The following is a 22,222-nucleotide window of genomic DNA, read 5'->3' on the forward strand; positions in this document are numbered from 1 at the left end:
CCAGGACCTCGCAACACTGCGCCAGGTCACGGCGCTTCCGGCGCGGGACTGACGGCCTCTTGATGCCCCGATCGGGTGCCTTTACGACTTCTTGATGCCCGGTGACGTGTCCCACAGACGGTGACGCACTGCGGACGGAGCGTGCAATTCGGGCAGACAAGCCCGCCGATGCGTGTTACACCGGTGTTACGGATAGTTGTATGCGCTAACTAATCACCGGGAGGTAGCGATGTGCGGAATCGCAGGGTGGGTCTCCTATGACACGGACCTGACACAGCGTCGCGAGGTCGTCGACGCGATGACCGAGACCATGGCGTGCCGTGGACCGGACGACTCGGGCACCTGGGTCCGGCCGAACGTCGCGCTGGGCCACCGGCGGCTGGCGATCATCGACCTGCCGGGCGGCAGGCAGCCGATGGCCGAAGCCGGGCTGGCCGCGATGGTCTACAGCGGTGAGGCGTACAACTTCACCGAGCTGCGCGAGGAACTTCTCAAGCGTGGCCACAAATTCGAGACCGACAGCGACACCGAGGTCGTGCTCCACGGCTACCTCGAGTGGGGCGACGAGGTCGTCGACCACCTCAACGGCATGTACGCCTTCGCGATCTGGGACGAGCGCGACGAGAAGCTCGTCATGATCCGCGACCGCATGGGCATCAAGCCGTTCTACTACTACCCGACTGGAGACGGCGTCCTCTTCGGTTCCGAGCCGAAGGCGATCCTCGCGAATCCCTTGGCGCGCAAGGTTGTGGACACCGACGGCCTCCGCGAGCTGATGTCCATGACCAAGACCCCGGGCTGGTCGCTGTGGAAGGGCATGCACGAGGTCGGACCGGGCACCATCGTCACGGTCGACCGCTCCGGGATCCGCACGCGGACGTACTGGAAGCTCGACGCGAAACAGCACACGGACGACCAGGAGACCACGGTCGAGCGGGTGCGCGAGCTGATGACCGACATCGTGCACCGTCAGCTGATCGCCGACGTGCCCCGCTGCGTCCTGCTGTCTGGCGGGCTCGACTCCAGCGCCGTCACCGGTCTCGCCGCCGCCCGGCTGGCCGAACAGGGCGAGCGGCTGCGCACGTTCTCCGTCGATTTCCAGGGCCAGGAGGAGAACTTCAAACCGGACGAAGTGCGGGACACCCCGGACTCGCCTTTCATCCGCGACGTCGCGCGGCTGGTCGGCTCCGACCACAAGGACGTCGTGCTGAACCCGGCCGAGCTCAGCGACCCCGAAGTCCGGCGCAAGGTGCTGGCCGCGCGGGACATCCCGGCCGGGCTTGGCGACATGGACACCTCGCTGTACCTGCTGTTCAAGGCGATCCGCGCGGAGTCGACGGTGGCGCTGTCCGGCGAGTCCGCCGACGAGGTCTTCGGCGGCTACCGCTGGTTCCACGACGAGGCCGCGGTGAACTCGGGGACGTTCCCCTGGCTCGCCTTCCGCATGGGGCTCACCAGCGAGCGGGGCGCCCTCCTGCGCGGCGAGGTCCAGGAGAAGCTCGACCTGCCGGGCTACATCGCCGATCAGTACGCCACCGCCGTCGCCGAGGTCGAGCACCTCGACGGCGAAAGCGAGCAGGACCGCAAGATGCGCACGGTCTGCAACCTGCACCTGAGCCGGTTCGTGCGGATGCTGCTGGACCGCAAGGACCGGGCGTCGATGGCCGTCGGGCTCGAAGTGCGCGTGCCGTTCTGCGACCACCGCCTCGTCGAGTACGTCTACAACACGCCGTGGTCGCTGAAGACGTTCGACGGCAGGGAAAAGAGCCTGCTGCGGCACGCGACCGAACACGTGCTGCCGACGTCCGTGCGGGACCGGGTCAAGAGCCCGTATCCGTCCACTCAGGACCCCGGCTACGCGGCGGCGTTGCAGCAGCAGGCCAAGGAGGCCCTGACCGAACGGGACAACCCGGTGTTCGAACTGGTGGACCGCGACTGGCTGCACCGGGCGTCCGAAGTGGACCCGGCCACGATGTCGTCGGCCCAGCGCTCCGGGATCGACCGGGCGCTGGACCTCTACCACTGGTTCGACCTGTACCGGCCCGAACTCCAGCTGGACTGAGGTTTTGGTCCGCCGCCGTCTCAGCGACGGCGGCGGACCGTGCCCCCGACCGCGGCACCCCCGAGCACCACGGTCGCGGCGAGCAGGATGCCCGCCTCGGTCCACTGGAACCGCCAGAACCGGTCGACCGGCTGGTAAACGGTGAAGTCCTGGTATCCCGCCGCCTGAGCGCACGCGTTCTTTCCCAGCCCCAGCGGGCAACCGGGCACTTCGTCCAGCGAACTCGTCTCGCGGCCGTCCGGCGTGACCCTGCCCAGCTTGACGATCAGCGCCCCCTTGGTGGCCGGATCCGCGCCGATCGTGCGCACCGGCTCGGCGTAATGCGGCCTCAGCACCAGCAAGGCGATCGAAGCCGCGAGGAACACCGCGACGGTGATCGCGATGGCGGGCAAGGTCTTGCGCACGAGCGCCCCGGCCGCCGCACCGAGGACGAAGGCGAACAGCCACCAGGCCGCCGGCGCGATCCCGAGCGCACCGAAGTAGGACGTCTCGGCGAAGCTCTCCGACTTGCCGGGGAACATTTCCAGCCACGCGCCGAACATCTGCCCGGAAGCGAGCCCGGCGAGCATCGCGCACCCGGCGAGAACCCCGAACTTGACGGCCAGCCAGTGTCCGCGGCCGACCGACTGGGTCCACGCGAGCTGGTGGGTGTTGCGCTCGTACTCCCTGGCCAGCAGCGGCGCGCCCCAGAAGACACCCGCCAGCAGGGGAACGAACGGCACCAGCACGACCAGCGGGTAGGCCTTCTGATAGAGATCCTCCAGCCCCGCGTCGTATTCACGGCACGGGACGCCGCCGCCATGGCAGTACAAGGAGGTCCTGCCGTTCGCGGCGTCGGCGGCGAGCTGTCCGGAGAGGAACAGGATCCCGCCGAGCACGGCGAGGAATCCGAAGGTGACGAGCAGCTGGGTGCGGTGCTGCCGCCAGGTGAGCCAAAGCAAGAAGCTGTGCCTTTCTAGGAGCGGCGGCGGATGGCGAAGGTGGCGGCGACGGCGAGCAGGAGCGAGACGCCGGCAAGGATCGCGGCTTCGGTCCACTGGAAACGCCAGTACCAGTCCGCGGGCAGGACCTTGAGCGCGGTGATCTCGCCTGCCGCGTCCCTGACCATTTCGACCACCCGGCCGACGGGTTCCGCGCCCAGCGCGACGAGCCGCGGTTCCGCGTAGAGATCACGGACGTTGCTCACGCCGATCATCAAACCCACCGACACCGCGATCGTGACGGCGATGGCGGGAAGCGTCTTGCGGATGAGGGCCCCCGCGGCCGTGCCGAGCACGAACCCGAAGAGCCACCACGCACCCGGCGCGACACCGGTCATCGCGAACAGGACCGGATTGTCGAAACGGCTGGTGAAGGCGGTGTCGCCGCGGTCGGTGGGGAAGACGGCCACCCAGCGCTGCATCATCGTGCCGAACGCGAGCCCGCCGAGGGTGGCGAGAACCGCGAGGAATCCCAGTTTCACGCCGAGCCAGTGGAATCGCGAGATCGACTGGGTCCAGGCGAGCTTCGTGGTGCCGCGTTCGAATTCGGCCGCGACGAGCGGGGCGCCCCAGAACACGCCGATCGCCACCGGGACGACCTGAAGCCAGGAAAGGTACTGGTAGAGATCCGCGAACAGCTTCGCCGGGGTCGGGCTGTCCGCCGCGGCGTTGCCGTTGACCAGCAGGACGATCCCGACGACGACGAGCAGACCGGCGGTGATCACCAGCTGCATGCGATGCTGACGGTAGGTGAGCCAGAGCATCGTTCCCCCTTACGCCGAAGCCAGTGTCGGGCGAGGCAGGCTCGCGGATTCCGGGCGCCGCAGGTAGGCGAGCACCAGCTCTTCCAGGTTCGCCGGCCGCTCGGTCCACTGTGGACCCAGTGGGACCGGTTCGGTGCGGGCGAAGACGGTCGCCTGCCGCCCTGCCCTCGCCTCGTCCACGATCGCCACCCGCCGGGCCAGCGCGTCGGCCTCCTCGGCGGGGCCGACGAAGGTCCGGTGCCCGGCGACGAGTTCGTCGATGTCGCCGCTGACCTGGACGCGGCCGCCGTTGAGGACGATCAGCCAGTCACAGGTGTTCTCCAGGTCGGAGACGACGTGGGACGAGAGCAGCACGGTCATCCCGGTCTCGGCGACCGCCTCCATCAGCCCGCGCATGACCTCGTGGCGGGCCAGCGGGTCGAGGTTCGCGAGCGGTTCGTCGAGCACCAGGAGATCCGGGCGTTTCGCGAGGGCGAGGGTGAGCGCGACCTGCGCGCGCTGTCCGCCGGAGAGCTTGCCGACCTTGTGCTTCAAGGGAAGCCCGAGCGCGTCGATGCGCTTGAGCGCGAACTCGTCGTCCCAGCCGGGGTTGAGGCGCCTGCCGAACTTGAGCATCTCCGCGATGCTGAAGCCCGCGTACAACGGCTTGTCCTGCGCGAGGAAGGCGGCGGTGCCCTGGATCGAGACCGAGCCGAGGGTCGGGTCGAGCAGCCCGACGGCCAGGTGCAGAAAGGTCGTCTTACCCGCGCCGTTGGGCCCGACCAGCGCGACGACGCGACCTTTCGGGACGGCGAGGGAACAGTCACGCAGCGCCCACTTGCGGCGATAGCGCTTGCCGAGTCCGGTCGCCTCGATGACGGGTTTATCGGTCATGCCGTCCGCTCCCCTCGAAAGCCATCGACCACCACCGAGGTGAACAGCGCCTCGACGTCTTCCTGATCCAGCCCCGATTCGCGCGCGTCGCGGACCCACGCGCCGAGGCTCTTCCGCAGGCGGGTGTGCTCCGCGAACGAAGCGCCGCCGAGCGTCTTCTTGACGAAGGTGCCGAGGCCCGGCTTCCCCTCGACGAGCCCTTCGCGCTCCAGCTCGCGATAGGCCTTGAGGACGGTGTTGGGGTTGATCGCCAGCTCGGCGACCACTTCCTTCGCCGTCGGCAGCCGGTCCCCCGGCTCCAGCAATCCCAGGCGGAGGGCGTTCTTGACCTGCTGGACGAGCTGGACGTACGTCGCGACGCCCGAGCCCTTGTCCAGGTGGAAGGTGACCACTGGCAACACCCTTTCACTAATTAAGTAGTGAAAGGGTGCATGCAGACCGGTTCGCCTGTCAAGTGATCACGTGGAAAAGCCGTGAAGGCCCCCTTGAGGGACGTTGGATCCCTCAAGGGGGCCTTCACGGAAAACCCCAGCCCCAGTAAAGAAGAAGCGCCAGTTCGACGACACGGGGGAAGACGTCGAGCTGGCACTACCCCCAACCCCCACCGCCTTCAGATCGGCGGTGCCTGTGCAAGCGAAGGTGCCCACCGTCGTACCGGAACCGAATGGGGGGGTCCTGCCCGTCTGGTTGGTTGGGCACGGTTCCGGCGACGGGTCCTCGGTGGACACGTGGGCAAGCATCACGCCGTCCGGATGCAGGGCGCTTGCACTACGCTTGCAGGCTCTGACGAGGGTGAGCGGAGGTGGCCGCGTGGAGTTCCGCGTCCTCGGCGCCGTCGAGGCGTGGGCCGACGGCGTCCCGGTCGATCTCGGCTCGCCCAAACAACGGCTCGTGCTGGCGGTTCTGCTGCTGGAGGCGGGCAAACCGGTACCGCGCGACCGCATCATCGACCTGCTCTGGCCCGAAGAACCCCCGGCCAGTGCCCGGAACACCGTTCAAGCGCTGGTGTCCAGGCTGCGTGCGGTGTTCCGCGGCGCGGGCGGGCCGGAGATCGTCTCCGAGGGGACCCGGTACCTGCTCAAGGTCGATCCGCGTCAGGTCGACCTGCACCGCTTCACCGAGCTGACCGCGCAGGCCCGCGACGCCGACGACGAGACCGCCGTCGAGCTTTTGGACGAGGCGCTCGGCTTGTGGCGCGGCGAGGCATTGTCCGACGTGGTGAGCGGCGAGGTCGCCCAGCGGCTCCGCGGCGGTATGCACGAAGCACGCTGGACGGCGCTGGAGGATCGCGCCGAAGCGCAGCTGCGGCTCGGCCGCGGCAGGCAGGTCCTCGCGGAGCTGACCGAACTGGTCGCCGCGCATCCCCTGCGCCAGCGGTTCGTCGGGCAGCTCATGCTCGCGCTGCACCGCGAAGGCCGCACCGACGACGCCCTCGAAGCCTTCCGCGCTCTGCGAAGCCGGCTCGGCACCGAGCTGGGTCTCGATCCCTCGCCGGAACTGCGACGGCTGGAATCCGCCATCCTCGGTGCCGATCCCGCGCTGGAACCCGCGACCCGGCCGGAGCCGGTCCGCCCGGCCCAGCTGCCGCACGACGTCCGGGGGTTCGCCGGGCGGGCGGCCGAGCTGGGACGGCTCGACGAGGCGGCCCAGGCGGGCGGGGGCACCGATATCTGGGTCATCAGCGGGACCGCCGGAGTGGGCAAGACCGCGCTCGCCGTCCGCTGGGCCCACCGCGTCCGCGACTCGTTCCCCGACGGCCAGCTCTATCTCGACCTGCGCGGTTTCGACCCCGACCACGAGCCGCTCACCCCGGCCGTCGCGCTCACCCAGCTCCTGCAGGCGCTCGGCACCGCGCCCAAGGCGATCCCGCCGGACACCGACACGCGGGCCGCGTTGCTCCGGTCCCTTCTGGCCGACCGCCGGGTGCTGCTGGTGCTCGACAACGTGCGTGACAGCGGCCAGGTGCTGCCGCTGCTGCCGCCTTCCGGCACCGTCCTGGTCACCAGCCGCCAGCGGCTCGGCGACCTGATCGCCCGCACCGGAGCCCGCGCGCTGCCGCTGTCCGTACTGCCCGCCGAGGACGCGCGGCATCTGCTGGAAGCCGTACTGGGCAGCGAAACCGTCGCCGCCGAGGCCGTCGCGGCCGCCGAACTGGCGCGGCTGTGCGGACATCTCCCGCTCGCCCTGCGGATCGCGGCGGCCAACCTCGGCGCCAGTGGCGAACCCGAGATCGCCGAACTCGCCCGCGAGCTGGCGGGCGGTGACCCGCTGGCGGAGCTGACCGTCGACGGCGCCGAGGAAAGTGCCGTGACCACGGCGTTCGGTGTCTCCTACCGGGCGCTTCCCGAGGAGCACCGGGAGCTGTTCCGGCGTCTCGCGCTCGTTCCGGGCCAGACGTTCACCGCTCCCGCCGCTCAGGCGCTGACCGGTGTCACGCACTCGAAGGCGAATCAGCAACTCAAGGCGCTCGCGGCGGCACATCTGGTCGAGCGCTACACCCCGGGGCGCTACCGGTTCCACGATCTTCTCCGCAGTTTCGCGGCGGGACGCACGCTCTCGGAGGACTCGAAGGCCGACCGTGACGCCGCGGAGAGGCGGCTCTTCGAGAGCTACCTGAGCACCGCCGACGCCGCGGGGCGTGTCCTCATCCCGCACTTCCTGCGCCTGCCGCGCGAAGAACCGGCGGACAAACCCTTCGCCGACACCGAAGAGGCGCTGGCCTGGCTGGACGCCGAGTGGCCGAACCTCGCCGCCGCCGTCGAGCACAGCGCCGAACACGGCCCGCCCGAGTTCTCGTGGCATCTCGCCGACGCGCTCCGTGCCTTCTTCCACCAGCGCGGGCATCACGCGGAATGGATCGACACGGCCTCGACCGCGCTCAAGGCCGCCCGCCGCAGCGGCGCCGGGCAGGCACAGGCCGCGATGCACCTGAGCATCGCGCTGGCCTGCGTCAACAGCGGCCGCTACGACGAAGCGCGCGAACACCTCACCAGCGCCCTGCGCGGCGATCTCCTGGACGGCTGGGACGCGGGCCGCGCGGCCGTGCTCAACAATCTGAGCGCGGTGCACCAGCGGCTCGGCGACCCGCAGGAGGCGATCCGCTGCGGGCTGGAATCCCTGCGGCTGTGCGAAGAACTGAACATGCCCGCCGTCTCGATGGCGCTGGCGAACCTCGGTTTCCCGTACTGGCAGACGGGTCAGCTCGACGAGGCACTCGCCAACTTCACCCGCGCGCTCGCGGTCTCCGAACGCGACGGCGCCCGGTTCAGCGTCGCGGTGCTGCTGGTCGACCTCGGCAACGTGCACCGCGACCTCGGTCTCCTCGACGACGCCTACGACTTCTACACCCGGGCGCTCGCGGCAAACCGCGAGCTGGGCTACACCTACGGCGAGGCGACGGCACTGTCCGGCAGGGCCGTGCTCGAAAGCAGGCGCGACCCGGGCGAGCAGAACCACGCGGACGCGCTCGAAGCCGTCGAGCTCACCCGCAAGATCGGCGATCGGGGCACCGAGGCCTGGACACTCGTCGGGCTCGGCGAGGTCTGCCTGCGGCTCGGCCGGCCGGAGGAAGCCGCGGAGCACCACCGGCTCGCGTTGTCCATCGCGCGGACGACGAGCTTCTTCTGGTGCGAGGCCGCCGCCCGGACCGGGCTCGCGGAAACCCTGCTGCAACTGGGAAAGCTCGCGGAAGCCCGGACACACGGCGAACTGGCGCTGGAACTCGCCGCGCGCTCCGGCTACCGGCTCGTCGAGGAACGCGCGAAGCTGATCCTGGACGAGCTCTAGCCCTTCCTGTCGTGGGATTTCACGCTGGCGGCGATCGCCGCCGCGACCGCCGCCAGGACGCAGAAGACGATCATCAACGCCATCGCGGTGCTGTCACCGTCGTCGAAGCTGAAGAGCCACTTGACTTGACTGCTGAACGGCGTCCCCCAGACGAGCGGCATCCCCACGAAGACGGCCACCACGTAGAACACGCAGAACCCGAACAGGGTCCACGCGCCGGGAATCCGCCGGGCGAACGTGAACGCCGCCGCGATCACCAGGACCACGGCGGAGATGACGCCGCTGACCATGTTCTGCACCGAGATGACCGACAAGCCGCCGTTCGCCTCGGTGGCGACGAAGACGTTGTAGAGCACGAACCAGACGAGCATGGCGGCGGCGAGCAGCGCCAGGACACCGGCGATCACCGCCGCCGGCGTGTTGGCCCGCGGCTTGGGCCGTGCCGCCTGGCCCCACGGCGCGGGTCCGCCCGGCGGCTGGCCGTACTGAGGAAAACCGGGCTGCGGTGGATCCGGCTGCATCCGCACTCCTCGCGCGTTCGGCGGCACGACCCTGCCGCCTGTCGTGGTTCGTGATCACCGTAGCGAAAGCCGGCCCATGGCGGACCGTTGATGGCAGGAAACTGCCTTCGCGGTGCGCGGTGAGTCCGGGCGGGGTGCAGCGAGGTCGGCCCCGCCCGTGTCGCGAAAGCCACTTTCGCGACGCTGGATGTCCCGAAAGTGGCTTTCGCGACACGGCCTTGAGTGCTCGGCTGAGAAAACCCGACCTTCGCACGGGCACCCGGCGACAAGCACTCATGACTTCTTCGGGTCGAGTGGACGTCTCGCGTGATTGGACGGACGACACGCGTGATCAGAAGGCCGACACGCGTGATTGAGCGGACGACTCACTGCGAGCCCCGGCCACGCGCGTGTCGTCCATCCCGTCACGCGTGTCGGTCTGTCAGACGCGGACCTCGTCCACGCGGACCGGGCGCCGTTCGCGACGCGAGACCTCGCACGCCTCGGCGATGTAGAAAGCCTCCAGCGCGTCCGCCGCCCCGCACGGGCTCGGCGCGCGACCGGCGGCGACGTCGAGGAACGCCTTCAATTCGCTGATGTACGCGGGGCGGAAACGTTCCATGAAGCCGGGGTAGGCAGGGCCGGGCAACGGCTGGACGCCGGGCTCCACCGACGTGAGCGGCGCGCGGTCGTCCAGGCCCACCACGGCGTTGCCCGCCGAGCCGAGGACTTCCAGCCGGACGTCGTAGCCCGCGCCGTTGTAGCGCGTCAGCGAAACCACCGCCAGCGTCCCGTCGTCGAGCGTCAGCGTCGCGGCCGCGGTGTCGACATCACCGGCGTCGGCGAAGAACCGCTCGCCCTTGTTGGCGCCGACCGCGTAGACCTCGACTACCTCGCGGCCGCTCACGAACCGGACGACGTCGAAATCGTGCACCCCGCAGTCGCGGAACAGGCCGCCGGAGTGCACGACGTATTCGGCGGGCGGCGGTGCCGGGTCGAGCGTGGTCGCGCGCAAGGTGTGCAGCCAGCCGAGTTCGCCGGACGCCACCGCCGCCCGGGCCGCCGCGTAACCCGCGTCGAACCTGCGCTGGAAACCGATCTGCACCGGCACGTCCGCACCGGAGATCTTGTCGATCACCGCGAGCGTTCCCGGGATGTCGGCGGCGACCGGCTTCTCGCAGAACACCGGGATGCCCGCGTCCACCGCCTTGAGGATCAGCTCGGGATGGGCGTCCGTCGCCGCGGTGATCACCAGACCGTCCAAAGAGGACGCGAAAAGCGAGGGGATGTCCTCCGCCGCTTCGACGCCGAGCTTCGCCGCGGCGGCCTGGGCACGGGCGGCGTCGACGTCGGCGACGACCACGGAGGAAACCTCGTCGAAGCTCTTCAAGGTCTCGGCGTGCGAAGTGCCGATCCGGCCGGTGCCGGCGAGTCCCAACCTCATGTGGTTACCTTTCTGGAGCGGCGGTGGTCGAACGGACCACCAGCGACGGGTGCAGCAGATGCCGGACCGGTTCGGCGCGTTCGCCCCGGATCCGTTCGAGCAGCGCTTCGACGGCCAGCCTGCCCATTTCCGTGCGCGGCTGGTCCACAGTGGTCAGTGAGACATGACGCAGCGCGGCGAGCGAGGTGTTGTCGTAGCCCACCACGGAAACGTCCTCCGGCACACGAAGGCCCACCTCTTCGAGGGCGGAGATCGCGCCGACGGCGTTGAAGTCGTTGCCCGCCACCAGGGCCGTCGGCATTCCGGCCATCGGCGGATCACTGAGCAGTTCGTGCACGGCCTTCTCACCGGCGGTGTCCGTATGCTCGCTGTGCACGATGATCGGGTGCAGCCGATGCCGCCGCATGGCCTGCTGGTAACCCCGCCGCCGGGCCGCCGCACCGGCCGCGAGCCCGCCGTCCAGATGGGCGATCCTCCGGTGCCCCAGCGAAACCAGATGATCGACGGCGAGCGCGGACCCGGCCTCGCCGTCGTCGTTCACCGTGTCCACCCCCGCGGCGCGCGAAGTGCGCGACACCAGGACGACGGGACCTTGCGCGGCCGCTTCCTCGATCGCCGACGCGGGGACCACCGGCGACAGCAGGATCACCCCGGCCGGCCGGAAGGACAGCAGGCTCTTCAGCGCGGCACGCTCGCGCGCGGGACTGCGGCCGCCGGTGTTGAGGATCAAGTGGAACCCGGCCGCTTCGGCCGCCGCGTCCAGCCCCTCGACGACGTCGGCGAAGAAGGCGTTGCGAAGGTCGGAAACCATCACGCCGAGGACGGTCGACGTCCGGCTCGCCAGCGATCTGGCCATCGCGTGCGGCTCGTAACCCAGTTCGTGCGCCGCGCACAGCACGCGCGTGCGCCGTTCGTCGGAGACGTTCGGCGCGTTCCGCATCACCAGCGACACGAGCGCACGGGACACCCCCGCCTTCGCGGCGACGTCCTCCATCGTCGGTCGCGCCATTTCCACCGTCCCCCTGCTCTTGCGCCCCTGCCCTTGACTTTACTGTGACGGACGCTACATGATTAGAGCGCTCTAATCAATAGAGCGCTCTAATCCGATCCCCGTACCCACCGCAGGAGGCCGCCGATGACAGCGCCGACATCCCGGATCCGGATCGCCGCCGCCCCGATCTCCTGGGGCGTCTGCGAAGTCCCCGGCTGGGGCCGCGTGCTCGACGCGGAGACCGTACTGGGCGAAATGGCGGAGCTGGGGGTCCGCGCCACCGAGCTCGGCCCGCCCGGATATCTGCCGCGTGACCCGGCCGCGCTGCGTGAGCTGCTCGGTGGATACGAGCTCGAACTGGTCGGCGGCTTCCTCGCCGTGGTGCTGCACGAGAATCCCGGAGCCGCGCTGGCCGAAGCCGAAGAGTCCGCCGCGTTGTTCGCGGCCTGCGGCGGCGACGTGCTCGTGCTCGCCGCCGCCACCGGTCTCGACGGCTACGACGACCGGCCGAAGCTGAGCGAAACCGAATGGGCGACCCTCGTCGAAACCTCCGGCGCGATCGAGGAAATCGCCGCGCGCCACGGCCTTCGCACCGTGCTGCACCCGCACGTCGGGACACACGCGGAAACCGAGGAAGAGGTCGAGCGTTTCCTCGCCGATTCCGATCTCCCGCTGTGCCTGGACACCGGGCATCTCCTGATCGGCGGGACCGATCCGGTCGCGCTGGCGAAGCGGTACCCCGAACGGGTCGGGCATCTGCATCTCAAGGACGTGCGCGGTGAACTCGCCGAAGACGTCCGCGCCGGCAGGCTTCCTTATGCCGAAGCCGTGGGTAAAGGTCTGTATGTGCCGCTCGGCGACGGGGACGTCGACATCGAAACGATGGTCAGGTCCGTCCACGAGGCGGGCTACGACGGGTGGTACGTGCTCGAACAGGACACCGCGCTGGGCGAGGGGAGCCCGGAGGATCTGCCGAAGCGGGACGTGGCCAGGAGCCTGGCGCATCTCGACGGAATCGTCAGCCGGCTCCCGGCTGCCAGGTAACGGAAGAAGCGAGGAGAGACGACGATGTCCCATCGCTTGAAAGCGGCTTTGGTGGTCGCGGCGGGGCTATTGCTCCTGTCCGCGTGCACCGGGCCGAAGGCCGAGGAGAAACCCACCGCGGGCGCGGGCCCGGAGACGACCCAGCCCAGCGGGCCGCTGCGGGTCGCGGTCATCTCGCACGGCACGGCGGGCGACGCGTTCTGGAACGTGGTCAAGAACGGTGCCGAGGAGGCGGGCAGGCAGCTCGACGTCCAGGTCGAGTACAACTCCGACGGAGACCCCGGCAACCAGGCCAAGCTGATCGACAACGCGGTCGCCCAGCGGGTCGGCGGGCTGGTGGTGTCGATGGCGAACCCGGAGGCGCTCAAGACCTCGATCGAGAACGCGGTCCGCGCCGGGATCCCGGTCATCACCATCAACTCCGGCGAGGACAAGAGCGCGGGCTACGGCGCGCTCACCCACGTCGGGCAGAACGAGACCATCGCGGGCGAGGAGGCCGGGAAGAAGTTCCGGGAGCTCGGCAAGAAGAAACTGCTCTGTGTGGTCCACGAAGCGGGCAACGTCGGGCAGGCACAACGCTGCGACGGCGCCAAGACCGGCTTCGCGGGCGACGTGCAGACCCTGCAGGTCGACATCAGCAACCCCACCGACGCCGAATCCCGGATCAGGGGCGCGGTGCAGACCGACTCCACCCTCGACGCCGTCCTGACGCTGAACTCGCAGGTCGCCGCTCGTGCGGTGAGCGCGATCAAGGCGGTCGGCTCGACGGCCCAGGTCGGCACGTTCGACCTCAACACCGACGTGGTCGGCGCGATCAAGGCGGGCGACGTGGTGTTCGCGGTCGACCAGCAGCAGTACGAGCAGGGCTATCTCCCGGTGCAGTTCCTCAAGCTCTACCGGGACAACGCGAACGTCGTCGGCGGCGGGAAGCCGGTGCTCACCGGGCCCGACCTGGTCGACAAATCCACTGTGGACACCGTCGGCAAGTACGTGCAAAGGGGCACGCGATGACCACCACCACGCTCGACGAACGGATCGCGAAACCCCGCCTGCTCGACAGGCTGGTCGTCCGCCCCGAGATCGGCGCGCTGCTCGGCGCCGTCGTCGTCTTCCTGTTCTTCACCCTCGTCACCGACCAGTTCTTCAGCGGCAGCGGCGTGGCGACCTGGCTCGACGACGCCTCGACGCTCGGCATCATGGCGGTCGCCGTGTCCCTGCTGATGATCGGCGGCGAGTTCGATCTCTCCGCCGGTGTCATGACCGCGTCCACCGCGCTCGTCACCGCGACGCTGGCGACGCAGGCGGGCTGGAACGTCTGGCTCGCGCTGTTCGCGTCGCTGGTCTTCGCCCTCGCGGTGGGCGCGTTCAACGGCTGGCTGGTGATGCGCACCGGGCTGCCCAGCTTCATCGTCACCCTGGGCACCTTCCTGGCACTGCAGGGACTCAACCTCGGCGTGACCCGCCTGGTCACCGGCACCGTCCAGGTGTCCGGGATGCGCTCGACCGACGGTTACGAATCCGCCGGCTTCGTCTTCGCGTCCACAGTGGACATCGGCGGGACGGCGTTCCAGATCTCCATCGTCTGGTGGATCGGGTTCGCCGTGCTGGCGGCCTGGTTGCTGGTGCGGACCCGCTTCGGCAACTGGATCTTCGCCGTCGGCGGCTCCGCGCAGAGTTCGCGCGCGGTCGGGGTCCCGGTGGTGCGCACCAAGATCCTGTTGTTCATGACCACCGCGCTCGCCGCGTGGCTGGTCGGCTCGATCAACATCCTGCGGTTCGCGAGCGTCCAGGCGAACCAGGGCATCGGGCTGGAGTTCCAGTACATCATCGCGGCCGTGATCGGCGGCTGCCTGCTCACCGGCGGGTTCGGTTCGGCGATCGGTGCCGCGATCGGCGCGCTGATCTTCGGGATGGCGCGGCAGGGCATCGTGTTCGCCCGCTGGGACAGCGACTGGTTCATGCTGTTCCTCGGGGTCATGCTGCTGTCCGCGGTCCTGGTCAACAACGCCTTCCGGCGGCGCGCGGAAAGGGTGCGGCGATGAGTCGTCTTCTCGAGGTCAAGGACGTCGGCAAGACCTACGGCAGCGTGATCGCGCTGCGCGACGTCTCCACCGTGGTCGACGCGGGCGAGGTCACCTGCGTGCTCGGCGACAACGGCGCCGGCAAGTCCACCCTGATCAAGATCCTCGCCGGGGTCCACCAGCACGACCGGGGCGAGTTTCTGGTCGAAGGCGAGCCGGTCAAGTTCGCTTCGCCACGTGAGGCGCTCGATCGCGGGATCGCGACGGTGTACCAGGATCTGGCGGTCGTCCCGCTGATGAGCGTCTGGCGGAACTTCTTCCTCGGCTCCGAACCGACGGTCGGCTTCGGCCCGTTCCGCGCGCTCGACCGGAAGAAAGGCCGCGAGACGACCAAGAAGGCGTTGTCCGACATGGGCATCGACCTGCGTGACGTCGAGCAGCCGGTCGGCACGCTGTCCGGTGGCGAGCGGCAGTGCGTCGCCATCGCGCGCGCCGTGCACTTCGGGGCGAAGGTGCTGATCCTCGACGAGCCGACGGCGGCGCTGGGGGTCAAGCAGGCGGGCGTCGTGCTCAAGTACGTCGCACAGGCCCGTGACCGAGGGCTCGGCGTCGTGCTGATCACGCACAACCCGCATCACGCGTACCCGGTGGCCGATCGCTTCCTCCTGCTCAAACGGGGCGCTTCGCTCGGCGCGTACGAGAAATCCGAGATCGATCTGGCCGAGCTGACCCGGCAGATGGCGGGCGGCGCGGAACTCGAAGCCCTCGAACACGAATTGCGAGCCGCGGAGTCCCCTTCATGACCGCTCTCGAAGCACTGACCGTCGGCCGCGTCGGGGTGGACCTCTACCCCGAACAGAGCGGCGTGCCGCTGGCCGGGGTCAGCACCTTCGCCAAGTCGCTCGGCGGCACCGCGACCAACGTCGCGGTCGCCGCCGCGCGGCTCGGCCGCTCGACGTCGGTGCTGACGAAGGTCGGCCCGGACGGCTTCGGCGAGTACGTGCGGCAGGCGCTGCGGGAGTTCGGCGTCTCGCCCGAGCACGTCGGCACGTCGGCCGGATTGCAGACGCCGGTGGTGTTCTGCTCGCTGGACCCGCCCGCGGACCCGCCGCTGCTGTTCTACCGGTCCCCCATCGCCCCGGACCTGACCATCACGGAGAACGACGTCCCGTGGGACGTCGTGGAATCCGTTCCGCTGCTGTGGGTCACCGGAACCGGTGTCTCCGTCGAGCCGGCGCGCGGTACCCAGCGCAAGATGCTCGAACGGCGCGGACGCCGGTCGCACACCGTGCTGGACCTCGACTTCCGGCCGATGTTCTGGCCCGACACCGAGACGGCGCACGAAGAGATCCGCTGGATGCTCGACCACGTCACGGTCGCCGTCGGCAACCGCACCGAGGCCGAGGTCGCCGTCGGCACGGCGGATCCCGACGAGGCCGCGTCCCGGATGCTGGCCAGGGGTGTCGAACTGGCGGTGATCAAGAAGGGCGCCGAAGGGGTGCTGGTGGCCACCGCCGAAGGTCGCTGGACCGTGCCGCCCCAGCGGGTCGAGGTCGTCTGCGGGCTCGGTGCCGGAGACGGTTTCGGTGGCGCGCTGATCCACGGTCTGCTGTCCGGCTGGGATCCGGTGCGCATCGCCACCTACGCCAACGCGGCGGGCGCGCTCGTCGCTTCCCGGCTCGCCTGCGCCGACGCCATGCCCACCGCCGACGAGATCGAGGAGTTGCTGTGAGCAAGCTGCACCGTCCACTCGGGACGCTTTCGGACGAGCGGGACCCGGTCCGGCTCACCCCGGATTCGGCGGGCTGGGATTACAGCGGCCTGCGGGTACTCTCGCTGGCCGCCGGGGAGTCCAGGCTGGTGCGCACGGGCGAGTACGAAGCGTTCGTCCTGCCCCTGTCCGGCGCGTGCACCGTCCGGGTCGACGGACAGGTCTTCGCACTCGACGGGCGGGATTCCGTGTTCACCCGCGTCACGGATTTCGCCTATGTGCCACGGGACGCCGAAGTCGAGTTGTCGACAGTCGAGGGGATCGAGGTCGCCCTGCCGATGGCCCGCTGCACCCGTCGTCTCGAACCGCGCTACGGGCCGGCCGAGAACGTGCCGGTGGAGGTGCGCGGCGCGGGACAGGCGACCAGGCAGGTCACCAACTTCGGCGTGCCCGGTGTCTGGGACCACGCGGACAAGCTGAACGCCTGCGAGCTGATCACCCCGGGCGGCAACTGGTCGTCGTACCCGCCGCACAAACACGACGAGGCGTCCGACTGCGAGGTCGTCAACGAGGAGATCTACTACTTCCGTATCGCGGGCCGCGACGGCGTGACCCCTTCGCGCGAAGGGTTCGGCCTGCACCGGACGTACACCGCCGACGGTGAACTGGACGAGGACGTCGCGGTCCGGGACGGCGACGTCTTCCTGATCCCGCGCGGCTACCACGGTCCTTGCGTCGCCGCGCCCGGCTATCCGATGTACTACCTGAACGTCCTGGCCGGGCCCGCCGACGAGCGTTCGATGGCCTTCTGCGACGACCCCGCGCACGGCTGGGTCCGCGACACGTGGAACGACCAGGAGCTCGATCCGCGTTGCCCGGTCACGAGCCACGAAGGGCGGGTCTCATGAAGCTGACCACGGCACAGGCCCTCGTGCGCTGGCTGCTGGCACAGCGGTCGGAAACCCTGGACGGGCGGGAGGTCTCGTTGTTCCCCGGGGTGTTCGCGATCTTCGGGCACGGCAACGTCCTCGGTCTCGGCACCGCGCTGGAAGAGCACCGGGACGAGCTTCCCGTATGGCGAGGGCAGACCGAGCAGGGCATGGCGCTCGCGGCGGTCGGCTACGCCAAGGCGACGCACCGGCGGCAGGTCGGCGTGGTGACGTCGTCGATCGGTCCCGGCGCGCTGAACATGGTCACCGCGGCCGGGGTCGCGCACGCGAACCGGTTGCCGGTACTGCTGCTCCCCGGGGACACCTTCACCAGCCGCGCCCCCGATCCGGTGTTGCAGCAGGTGGAGCATTTCGGTGATCCGACGGCCACGGTCAACGACGCCTTCCGCGCGGTGAGCCGGTATTTCGACCGGATCACCCGGCCGGAGCAGTTGCTTTCGACGCTGCCGCAGGTCGCCAGGGTGCTGACCGATCCGGCGGACGCGGGGCCCGTGACGCTGGCGCTCCCCCAGGACGTCCAGGCGGAGACCTACGATTTCCCGGACGCCTTGTTCGCGCCGGTGACCCATCGCCCGCAGCGCCCGCGGCCCGATCGCCGGGCGCTCACCGAAGCGGCGGGCCTGCTCCGGGCGGCGCGGAAACCGTTGCTGGTACTAGGCGGCGGCGTCCGGTATTCCGGCGCGGGCGCGCGGGCGCTGGCCTTCGCCGAGCGGCACGGCATCCCGGTCACCGAGACCACGGCGGGGCGCACCCTGGTCCCGCACGGCCATCCGCTGCACGCCGGCCCGCTCGGGGTCACCGGCTCGACCTCGGCGAACGTGCTGGCCGCCGAGTCCGACGTCGTGCTGGCAGTCGGCACTCGCCTGCAGGATTTCACCACGGCGTCCTGGACGGTGTTCTCCCCGGACGTCCGCCTGATCACGCTGAACGCCGCCCGGTTCGACGCGGTCAAGCACGGTGCGCTGGCCGTCGTGGGCGACGCCGACGCGGGTCTCGTGGATCTGTCCGCCCAGCTCGAAAACTGGCAGGTCGATCCACTGTGGACGGAGCGCGCCTCGGCGGAACGCGCCCGCTGGGACGCGCATATCGACACCCTGCGTGCCGCTTCCGGCGAGGTGCCGACGTACGCCCAGATCGTCGGCGCGGTCAACGACCTCTCCGGACCGAACGACTACGTGATGACCGCGTCCGGCGGGATGCCGGGCGAACTGATCGGCGGCTGGCGCGGTTCGGGCTCGATCGGCATGGACGTCGAGTACGGGTTCTCGTGCATGGGCTACGAACTCGCGGGTGCCTGGGGTGCGGCGATGGCGCATACCGAGGGCCTGGTCACCACGATGCTGGGCGACGGTTCGTACCTGATGCTGAACTCCGAACTGTTCTCGGCCGCCTTCGCCGGTCATCCCTTCGTGGCGGTGGTCTGCGACAACGACGGCTACGCGGTCATCGCCCGGCTGCAGGAGGGGCAGGGCGGCAAACCGTTCAACAACTTCCTCGGTGACTGCCGGAGCGCGCACACCGCGCCGCCTCGGGTCGACTTCGCGCGGCACGCGGAGTCGCTGGGTTGCGCGGTGTTCACAGGGTCCACTGTGGACGACGTACGGGCGGCGTACGCGAAGGCACGGGAAGCCGCGGTGGCCGAGCACCGGCCGGCGGTGGTCGTGGTGCGCACCCGGCCGGACGCGTGGACCGAAGCCGGTGCCTGGTGGGAAGTAGGCGTTCCGGAACACCTTTCCGGACGTGCGGACTTCGAGGAGAACAAGGCCGGACAGGTCAGGTACTTGACGAACTGACGAGACGCACCGCCCGCACGAACGCTCCCACCAGCGGGCCGGTGCTCTCCTTCGGCCAGGCCAGTGCGATCCGCAGTGGCTCGATGTCGGCGATCGGGCGCCACACCAGATCCGGATGCGCGTAGAACCTCGCCATCGACTCCGGCGAGATGCAGACCGCGTCGGTGGTGGCGACGAGTTCGAGCATCTCCTCCACGTTGCCGTTCTCCGGTCCCCAGTTCGGGGCCGAGCCGTCGGGACGCGGGTTGACCGCCCACCAGTCGACCCACTCGGGCGGAGCGTTGCGGGTCCACAGCAAAGGCGCGTCGCGGAGATCGCGGATGACGACTTCTTCCTTGGCAGACAAGGGATGCGACGCGTTCATGGCGACCCATCGCCGTTCGGTGGCGACGACTTCGGCGTGCAAACCGGTCAGATCGGCGGGTAGCCAGACGAACGCGATGTCCGCGAGTCCGTCACGTAACGCCTGCGCCTCACCACCCCAGTCGAACCGCTTCGGTTCGATGGTCGCGTCGGGGTGGCGTTCGGTGAACAGGGTCCGCGCCCGCCGGGCGAGCGGACCGCCGCCGGTCGCGACGAAGCCGACCCGCAGGACGCTGCCCGCGGCCGCGGCGGCCGTGCGCACGAGACGGCCGGTGAGCTGCCAGTCGGCGAGGAGGCGGCGCGCGGCGGGCAGGAGTACCTCACCGGCGGCGGTCAGCCGGATCTCCGAGTTCCCGCGGGTGAACAGGTCCGTGCCGAGCCGGGACTCCAGTTGCCGGATCTGGCGGCTCAGCGACGGCTGCGTGACGAACAGGGCTTCGGCGGCCCTGGTGAAGCTCAGATGTTCCGCGACGGCGACGAAATAGCGCAGCACCCTCGTGTCGACATCCATGTCCCGATCCTCCCGATGCCCAGAACGTATGGGTACGGGCATTGGACCGCCGTGAGGTTCCGGTGATTGCGTGGACGGCATCCACTTCTGGAGGGAAAAGACCGTGGAAGACCGAAGGACACCGATCGACCGGGCGACGTTCCTGCGGGCAGGCGGCGCCGGCGCCGCCGCGCTGCTGGCCACGTCCCTGACCGGCGGGACCGCCTCCGCCGTGCCGGAGCGGACCCGGGAGCACCCGAACGTCGCGCTGATCCGCCGTTACTACGAGGCTTACGGGTCCGGCGATCTCAACGCCCTCAAGCAGTTCTTCACACCGGACATCCGGTGGACGATCCCGGGACACCATCCGCTCGCCGGGACCAAGACCGGTGCGGACGAGGTGATCGCCTTCTTCGGCGAGCTCGCCCGTGCTGGATTCCGCGCGGAGGTGCTGTACCTGGCCGCGGACGGCGACCGGGTGGTCGATCTGCACCGCGGCTGGAGCACCACGCCCGCCGGGCTGGACATCACCTGGGTGCTCGCCTATCGCATCCAGGGCAGGCGGATCGCCGAGGCGATCAACTTCGCGTCCGACCAGCACGCCGCCGACGCGTTCTTCTGGCGGCAATATCCGCTGGCACGGATTCCCGACCGTCTCGCCGAGGGCTGAGCGATGGACACCTCACGCAGGCGAGTGCTGACCGCGGGTGCCCTGGGGCTCGCGGCGACGGCCATGGCGCCGACCGGCGCGGCCACCGCCGCGGAACGGTCACGAGGCCGGTTCGACGGCAAAGTCGTGCTGATCACCGGCGCGACCTCGGGCATCGGTGCCGCCACGGCACGGGCGATGGCGGACGAGGGCGCGAAGGTGTTCTTCTGCGGCCGCCGCGAAAAACTCGGCCAGGAGGTCGCGGCCGGAATCCGGGCGCGGGGCGGCGAGGCGACCTTCCGCCGCGCGGACGTCCGGGTGGAGGCCGACGTGCGCGGCCTGGTCGACCAGTGCGTGCGCCGTTACGGCCGCTTGGACATCGCCGTCAACAACGCGGGGATCGAAAGCCCCCGCGCGGTACCGCTCGCCGAGCAGACCCTGGCCGACCTGGAGGACGTCTGGCGCACCAACACGGCCGGGGTCTTCCTCGGGATGAAGTACGAGATCCCGCGGATGCTCGCGCAGGGTGGTGGCGTCATCGTCAACACCGCCTCGATCTCCGCCGAGGTCGGGTTCGCCACCATCGCGCCCTACAACGCGAGCAAGCACGGTGTCACGTCGCTGACCAAGGTCGCGGCGCTCGAGTACGCGGACAAGAACATCCGGGTCAACGCGTTCGCTCCGGGCGCCGTGGATACCCCGATGCTCCGCCGCGCCGCGGAGGCCTTCGGCCTGACCTACGAACAGATCGCGCAGGACTATCCGATCAAGCGCATCGTGCGGCCGGAGGAGATGGCGACCGTGGTGATGTGGCTCAGCTCCCCGGATTCGAGCGCGGTGACCGGGACCGACGTCGACGCGAGCGGCGGTTACCTGACGGGCTGACTCACTTCACGAAGCTGGCGAAGTATCCGGCCGCCATGTCTTCCGCACCGTGTCCGGCCGCGGAAGCGCGGGCGAAGCGGGCTCGTCCGGCCTCGACGGCGTCCAGCCGGACACCCGCGCGGCCCGCGGCCTCCAGTACCAGCCGGGAGTCCTTCTCGGCGTTGTCGACCGAGAAGGAGGTGGTGTAGTCGTTCTCGAGGATCGCGGCGGATTTCGCCTGGAAGTAGCCGTTGTCCATCGGGCCGCCGGTGACGACGTCGACGAAATGCCGTGGGTCGACACCGAGCCCTTCGGCCAGCGAGAGTGCTTCGCCGACACCGTGGGTCAGCGCGATCACCCAGGTGTTCAGCACCAGTTTGAGCCTGCTCGCCGCGCCGGTGCGCCCGTCTTCGCCGACCCACAGCGTGCGCTTGCCGATGGCGTCGAACAGCGGCTGGACGGTCTCGCGTGCCTCGGCGGCGCCCGCCGCCAGCACGATCAGCTGGCCCAGCTCGGCGGGCTGACGGGTGCCCTGCACCGGTGCGTCGACGAACACGAGGCCGTGCTCGTCCGCGTACGCGACCAGCTCGTCGACAGCGTCGCCGACGGTGCTGAGCTGGACCCAGATCGTTCCGGCGGCGGGGCCTGCCGCACGGATCGCCTCCAGTACCGCCGGGCCGTCGGTGAGGACCGTGATCACGACCGGCGCGCCCTCGACGGCTTCCGCGGCGCTCGCCGCGACCCGGACACCGTCCCCGGACAGGGCTTCGGCCTTGGCCGGGGTGCGGTTCCAGGCACGGACCTCGAACCCGGCCTTGCTCAGGTTGCGGGCGACCGGGGCACCGATGATTCCAGTGCCGAGCACCGCGACGGTCTTCGTCATGACTTGGCTTGCTCCTTGCCAATAGTGGAATGGACGTTAAAGAACGAAACTTGG

Annotated in this window: 20 protein-coding genes; 11 read left to right on the plus strand and 9 right to left on the minus strand. The window is 69.7% G+C overall.

Going from position 1 to position 22,222, the window contains the following annotated elements; translation table 11 throughout:
• Nucleotides 1-229: 229 nt before the first annotated feature.
• Nucleotides 230-2,062, plus strand: a complete 1,833-nt coding sequence (asnB, locus tag H4W30_RS10500) for an asparagine synthase (glutamine-hydrolyzing) (protein WP_192742673.1) — start codon at nucleotides 230-232, stop codon at nucleotides 2,060-2,062.
• A 20-nt stretch (nucleotides 2,063-2,082) separates the two neighbouring features.
• Here the strand turns inward: asnB and H4W30_RS10505 are convergent, their stop codons facing one another.
• The 4 genes from H4W30_RS10505 to H4W30_RS10520 are packed head-to-tail and all read right to left on the minus strand — an operon-like array spanning nucleotide 2,083 to nucleotide 5,071.
• A complete protein-coding gene (locus H4W30_RS10505) occupies nucleotides 2,083-3,003 on the minus strand; it encodes an ABC-2 transporter permease (protein ID WP_192742674.1) in 921 nt (306 codons plus the stop codon).
• A gap of 14 nt (nucleotides 3,004-3,017) precedes the next feature.
• Complete coding sequence (locus tag H4W30_RS10510; RefSeq protein WP_192742675.1) at nucleotides 3,018-3,806, minus strand: ABC transporter permease; 789 nt, start codon at nucleotides 3,804-3,806, stop codon at nucleotides 3,018-3,020.
• A gap of 9 nt (nucleotides 3,807-3,815) precedes the next feature.
• Nucleotides 3,816-4,679 (minus strand): ABC transporter ATP-binding protein, encoded by an 864-nt coding sequence (locus H4W30_RS10515; protein WP_192742676.1) that lies wholly within the window; start codon nucleotides 4,677-4,679, stop codon nucleotides 3,816-3,818.
• Entirely contained in the window at nucleotides 4,676-5,071 is a 396-nt protein-coding gene (locus H4W30_RS10520; RefSeq protein WP_126733463.1) for a GntR family transcriptional regulator, read from the minus strand. The genes H4W30_RS10515 and H4W30_RS10520 overlap by 4 nt, the downstream gene beginning before the upstream one ends.
• Before the next feature lie 418 nt (nucleotides 5,072-5,489).
• Between H4W30_RS10520 and H4W30_RS10525 the strand changes: the two genes are divergently transcribed.
• Nucleotides 5,490-8,465, plus strand: coding sequence for an AfsR/SARP family transcriptional regulator (locus H4W30_RS10525; protein WP_192742677.1), 2,976 nt, complete (start codon nucleotides 5,490-5,492; stop codon nucleotides 8,463-8,465).
• Here the strand turns inward: H4W30_RS10525 and H4W30_RS10530 are convergent.
• The 3 genes from H4W30_RS10530 to H4W30_RS10540 form a co-directional block, all read right to left on the minus strand.
• On the minus strand, nucleotides 8,462-8,986 hold the full coding sequence (locus H4W30_RS10530; RefSeq protein ID WP_192742678.1) for a hypothetical protein: 525 nt from the start codon (nucleotides 8,984-8,986) through the stop codon (nucleotides 8,462-8,464). The two genes, H4W30_RS10525 and H4W30_RS10530, sit on opposite strands and share 4 nt — an antisense overlap.
• A 421-nt stretch (nucleotides 8,987-9,407) precedes the next feature.
• Entirely contained in the window at nucleotides 9,408-10,409 is a 1,002-nt protein-coding gene (locus H4W30_RS10535; protein ID WP_192742679.1) for a Gfo/Idh/MocA family protein, read from the minus strand.
• 4 nt (nucleotides 10,410-10,413) lie between these two features.
• Nucleotides 10,414-11,418 carry a LacI family DNA-binding transcriptional regulator gene (locus tag H4W30_RS10540; RefSeq protein WP_192742680.1) on the minus strand — a complete coding sequence of 335 codons (1,005 nt, stop codon included), beginning with the start codon at nucleotides 11,416-11,418 and terminating at the stop codon, nucleotides 10,414-10,416.
• 126 nt (nucleotides 11,419-11,544) lie between these two features.
• Between H4W30_RS10540 and H4W30_RS10545 the strand changes: the two genes are divergently transcribed.
• Genes H4W30_RS10545 through iolD form a run of 7 tightly spaced genes read left to right on the plus strand, consistent with a single transcriptional unit; the run spans nucleotide 11,545 to nucleotide 18,919 of the window.
• The gene (locus H4W30_RS10545) at nucleotides 11,545-12,444 is read left to right on the plus strand and encodes a sugar phosphate isomerase/epimerase family protein (protein WP_192742681.1); all 900 of its coding nucleotides are present in this window, start codon (nucleotides 11,545-11,547) and stop codon (nucleotides 12,442-12,444) included.
• A gap of 24 nt (nucleotides 12,445-12,468) precedes the next feature.
• Nucleotides 12,469-13,455, plus strand: coding sequence for a sugar ABC transporter substrate-binding protein (locus H4W30_RS10550; protein ID WP_192742682.1), 987 nt, complete (start codon nucleotides 12,469-12,471; stop codon nucleotides 13,453-13,455).
• Nucleotides 13,452-14,486 (plus strand): ABC transporter permease, encoded by a 1,035-nt coding sequence (locus H4W30_RS10555; protein ID WP_192742683.1) that lies wholly within the window; start codon nucleotides 13,452-13,454, stop codon nucleotides 14,484-14,486. The genes H4W30_RS10550 and H4W30_RS10555 overlap by 4 nt, the downstream gene beginning before the upstream one ends.
• A complete protein-coding gene (locus H4W30_RS10560) occupies nucleotides 14,483-15,268 on the plus strand; it encodes an ATP-binding cassette domain-containing protein (protein WP_192742684.1) in 786 nt (261 codons plus the stop codon). The genes H4W30_RS10555 and H4W30_RS10560 overlap by 4 nt, the downstream gene beginning before the upstream one ends.
• Nucleotides 15,265-16,197: a 5-dehydro-2-deoxygluconokinase gene (gene iolC / locus H4W30_RS10565; protein WP_192742685.1), complete on the plus strand. Its 933-nt coding sequence runs from the start codon at nucleotides 15,265-15,267 to the stop codon at nucleotides 16,195-16,197. Before H4W30_RS10560 ends, iolC begins: the two co-directional genes overlap by 4 nt.
• A complete protein-coding gene (gene iolB / locus H4W30_RS10570) occupies nucleotides 16,194-17,084 on the plus strand; it encodes a 5-deoxy-glucuronate isomerase (RefSeq protein ID WP_192742686.1) in 891 nt (296 codons plus the stop codon). The genes iolC and iolB overlap by 4 nt, the downstream gene beginning before the upstream one ends.
• Nucleotides 17,081-18,919, plus strand: coding sequence for a 3D-(3,5/4)-trihydroxycyclohexane-1,2-dione acylhydrolase (decyclizing) (iolD, locus tag H4W30_RS10575; protein WP_192742687.1), 1,839 nt, complete (start codon nucleotides 17,081-17,083; stop codon nucleotides 18,917-18,919). Before iolB ends, iolD begins: the two co-directional genes overlap by 4 nt.
• Here the strand turns inward: iolD and H4W30_RS10580 are convergent.
• A complete protein-coding gene (locus tag H4W30_RS10580; protein WP_192742688.1) occupies nucleotides 18,900-19,793 on the minus strand; it encodes a LysR family transcriptional regulator in 894 nt (297 codons plus the stop codon). The genes iolD and H4W30_RS10580 overlap by 20 nt on opposite strands.
• Nucleotides 19,794-19,896: 103 nt before the next feature.
• Between H4W30_RS10580 and H4W30_RS10585 the strand changes: the two genes are divergently transcribed.
• Both H4W30_RS10585 and H4W30_RS10590 read left to right on the plus strand, forming a co-directional pair.
• Nucleotides 19,897-20,442, plus strand: coding sequence for a nuclear transport factor 2 family protein (locus H4W30_RS10585; RefSeq protein WP_318780580.1), 546 nt, complete (start codon nucleotides 19,897-19,899; stop codon nucleotides 20,440-20,442).
• A 3-nt stretch (nucleotides 20,443-20,445) separates the two neighbouring features.
• Complete coding sequence (locus tag H4W30_RS10590; protein ID WP_192742689.1) at nucleotides 20,446-21,306, plus strand: SDR family NAD(P)-dependent oxidoreductase; 861 nt, start codon at nucleotides 20,446-20,448, stop codon at nucleotides 21,304-21,306.
• A gap of 1 nt (nucleotide 21,307) precedes the next feature.
• Here H4W30_RS10590 and H4W30_RS10595 read toward each other — a convergent pair whose 3' ends face one another.
• Nucleotides 21,308-22,168, minus strand: coding sequence for an NAD(P)-dependent oxidoreductase (locus H4W30_RS10595; RefSeq protein WP_192742690.1), 861 nt, complete (start codon nucleotides 22,166-22,168; stop codon nucleotides 21,308-21,310).
• Nucleotides 22,169-22,222: the final 54 nt, after the last annotated feature.

The sequence above is a fragment of the Amycolatopsis roodepoortensis genome (assembly GCF_014873915.1).
GTDB lineage: Bacteria > Actinomycetota > Actinomycetes > Mycobacteriales > Pseudonocardiaceae > Amycolatopsis > Amycolatopsis roodepoortensis.

Coding starts and splice junctions, on each gene's coding strand:
- H4W30_RS10545 (WP_192742681.1), top strand. CDS start 11,545: ATGACAGCGCCGACATCCCGGATCCGGATCGCCGCCGCCCCGATCTCC.
- H4W30_RS10535 (WP_192742679.1), bottom strand. CDS start 10,409: ATGAGGTTGGGACTCGCCGGCACCGGCCGGATCGGCACTTCGCACGCC.
- H4W30_RS10595 (WP_192742690.1), bottom strand. CDS start 22,168: ATGACGAAGACCGTCGCGGTGCTCGGCACTGGAATCATCGGTGCCCCG.
- H4W30_RS10555 (WP_192742683.1), top strand. CDS start 13,452: ATGACCACCACCACGCTCGACGAACGGATCGCGAAACCCCGCCTGCTC.
- H4W30_RS10540 (WP_192742680.1), bottom strand. CDS start 11,418: ATGGCGCGACCGACGATGGAGGACGTCGCCGCGAAGGCGGGGGTGTCC.
- H4W30_RS10550 (WP_192742682.1), top strand. CDS start 12,469: ATGTCCCATCGCTTGAAAGCGGCTTTGGTGGTCGCGGCGGGGCTATTG.
- H4W30_RS10530 (WP_192742678.1), bottom strand. CDS start 8,986: ATGCAGCCGGATCCACCGCAGCCCGGTTTTCCTCAGTACGGCCAGCCG.
- H4W30_RS10560 (WP_192742684.1), top strand. CDS start 14,483: ATGAGTCGTCTTCTCGAGGTCAAGGACGTCGGCAAGACCTACGGCAGC.
- iolD (WP_192742687.1), top strand. CDS start 17,081: ATGAAGCTGACCACGGCACAGGCCCTCGTGCGCTGGCTGCTGGCACAG.
- iolC (WP_192742685.1), top strand. CDS start 15,265: ATGACCGCTCTCGAAGCACTGACCGTCGGCCGCGTCGGGGTGGACCTC.
- H4W30_RS10515 (WP_192742676.1), bottom strand. CDS start 4,679: ATGACCGATAAACCCGTCATCGAGGCGACCGGACTCGGCAAGCGCTAT.
- H4W30_RS10590 (WP_192742689.1), top strand. CDS start 20,446: ATGGACACCTCACGCAGGCGAGTGCTGACCGCGGGTGCCCTGGGGCTC.
- H4W30_RS10510 (WP_192742675.1), bottom strand. CDS start 3,806: ATGCTCTGGCTCACCTACCGTCAGCATCGCATGCAGCTGGTGATCACC.
- H4W30_RS10580 (WP_192742688.1), bottom strand. CDS start 19,793: ATGGATGTCGACACGAGGGTGCTGCGCTATTTCGTCGCCGTCGCGGAA.
- asnB (WP_192742673.1), top strand. CDS start 230: ATGTGCGGAATCGCAGGGTGGGTCTCCTATGACACGGACCTGACACAG.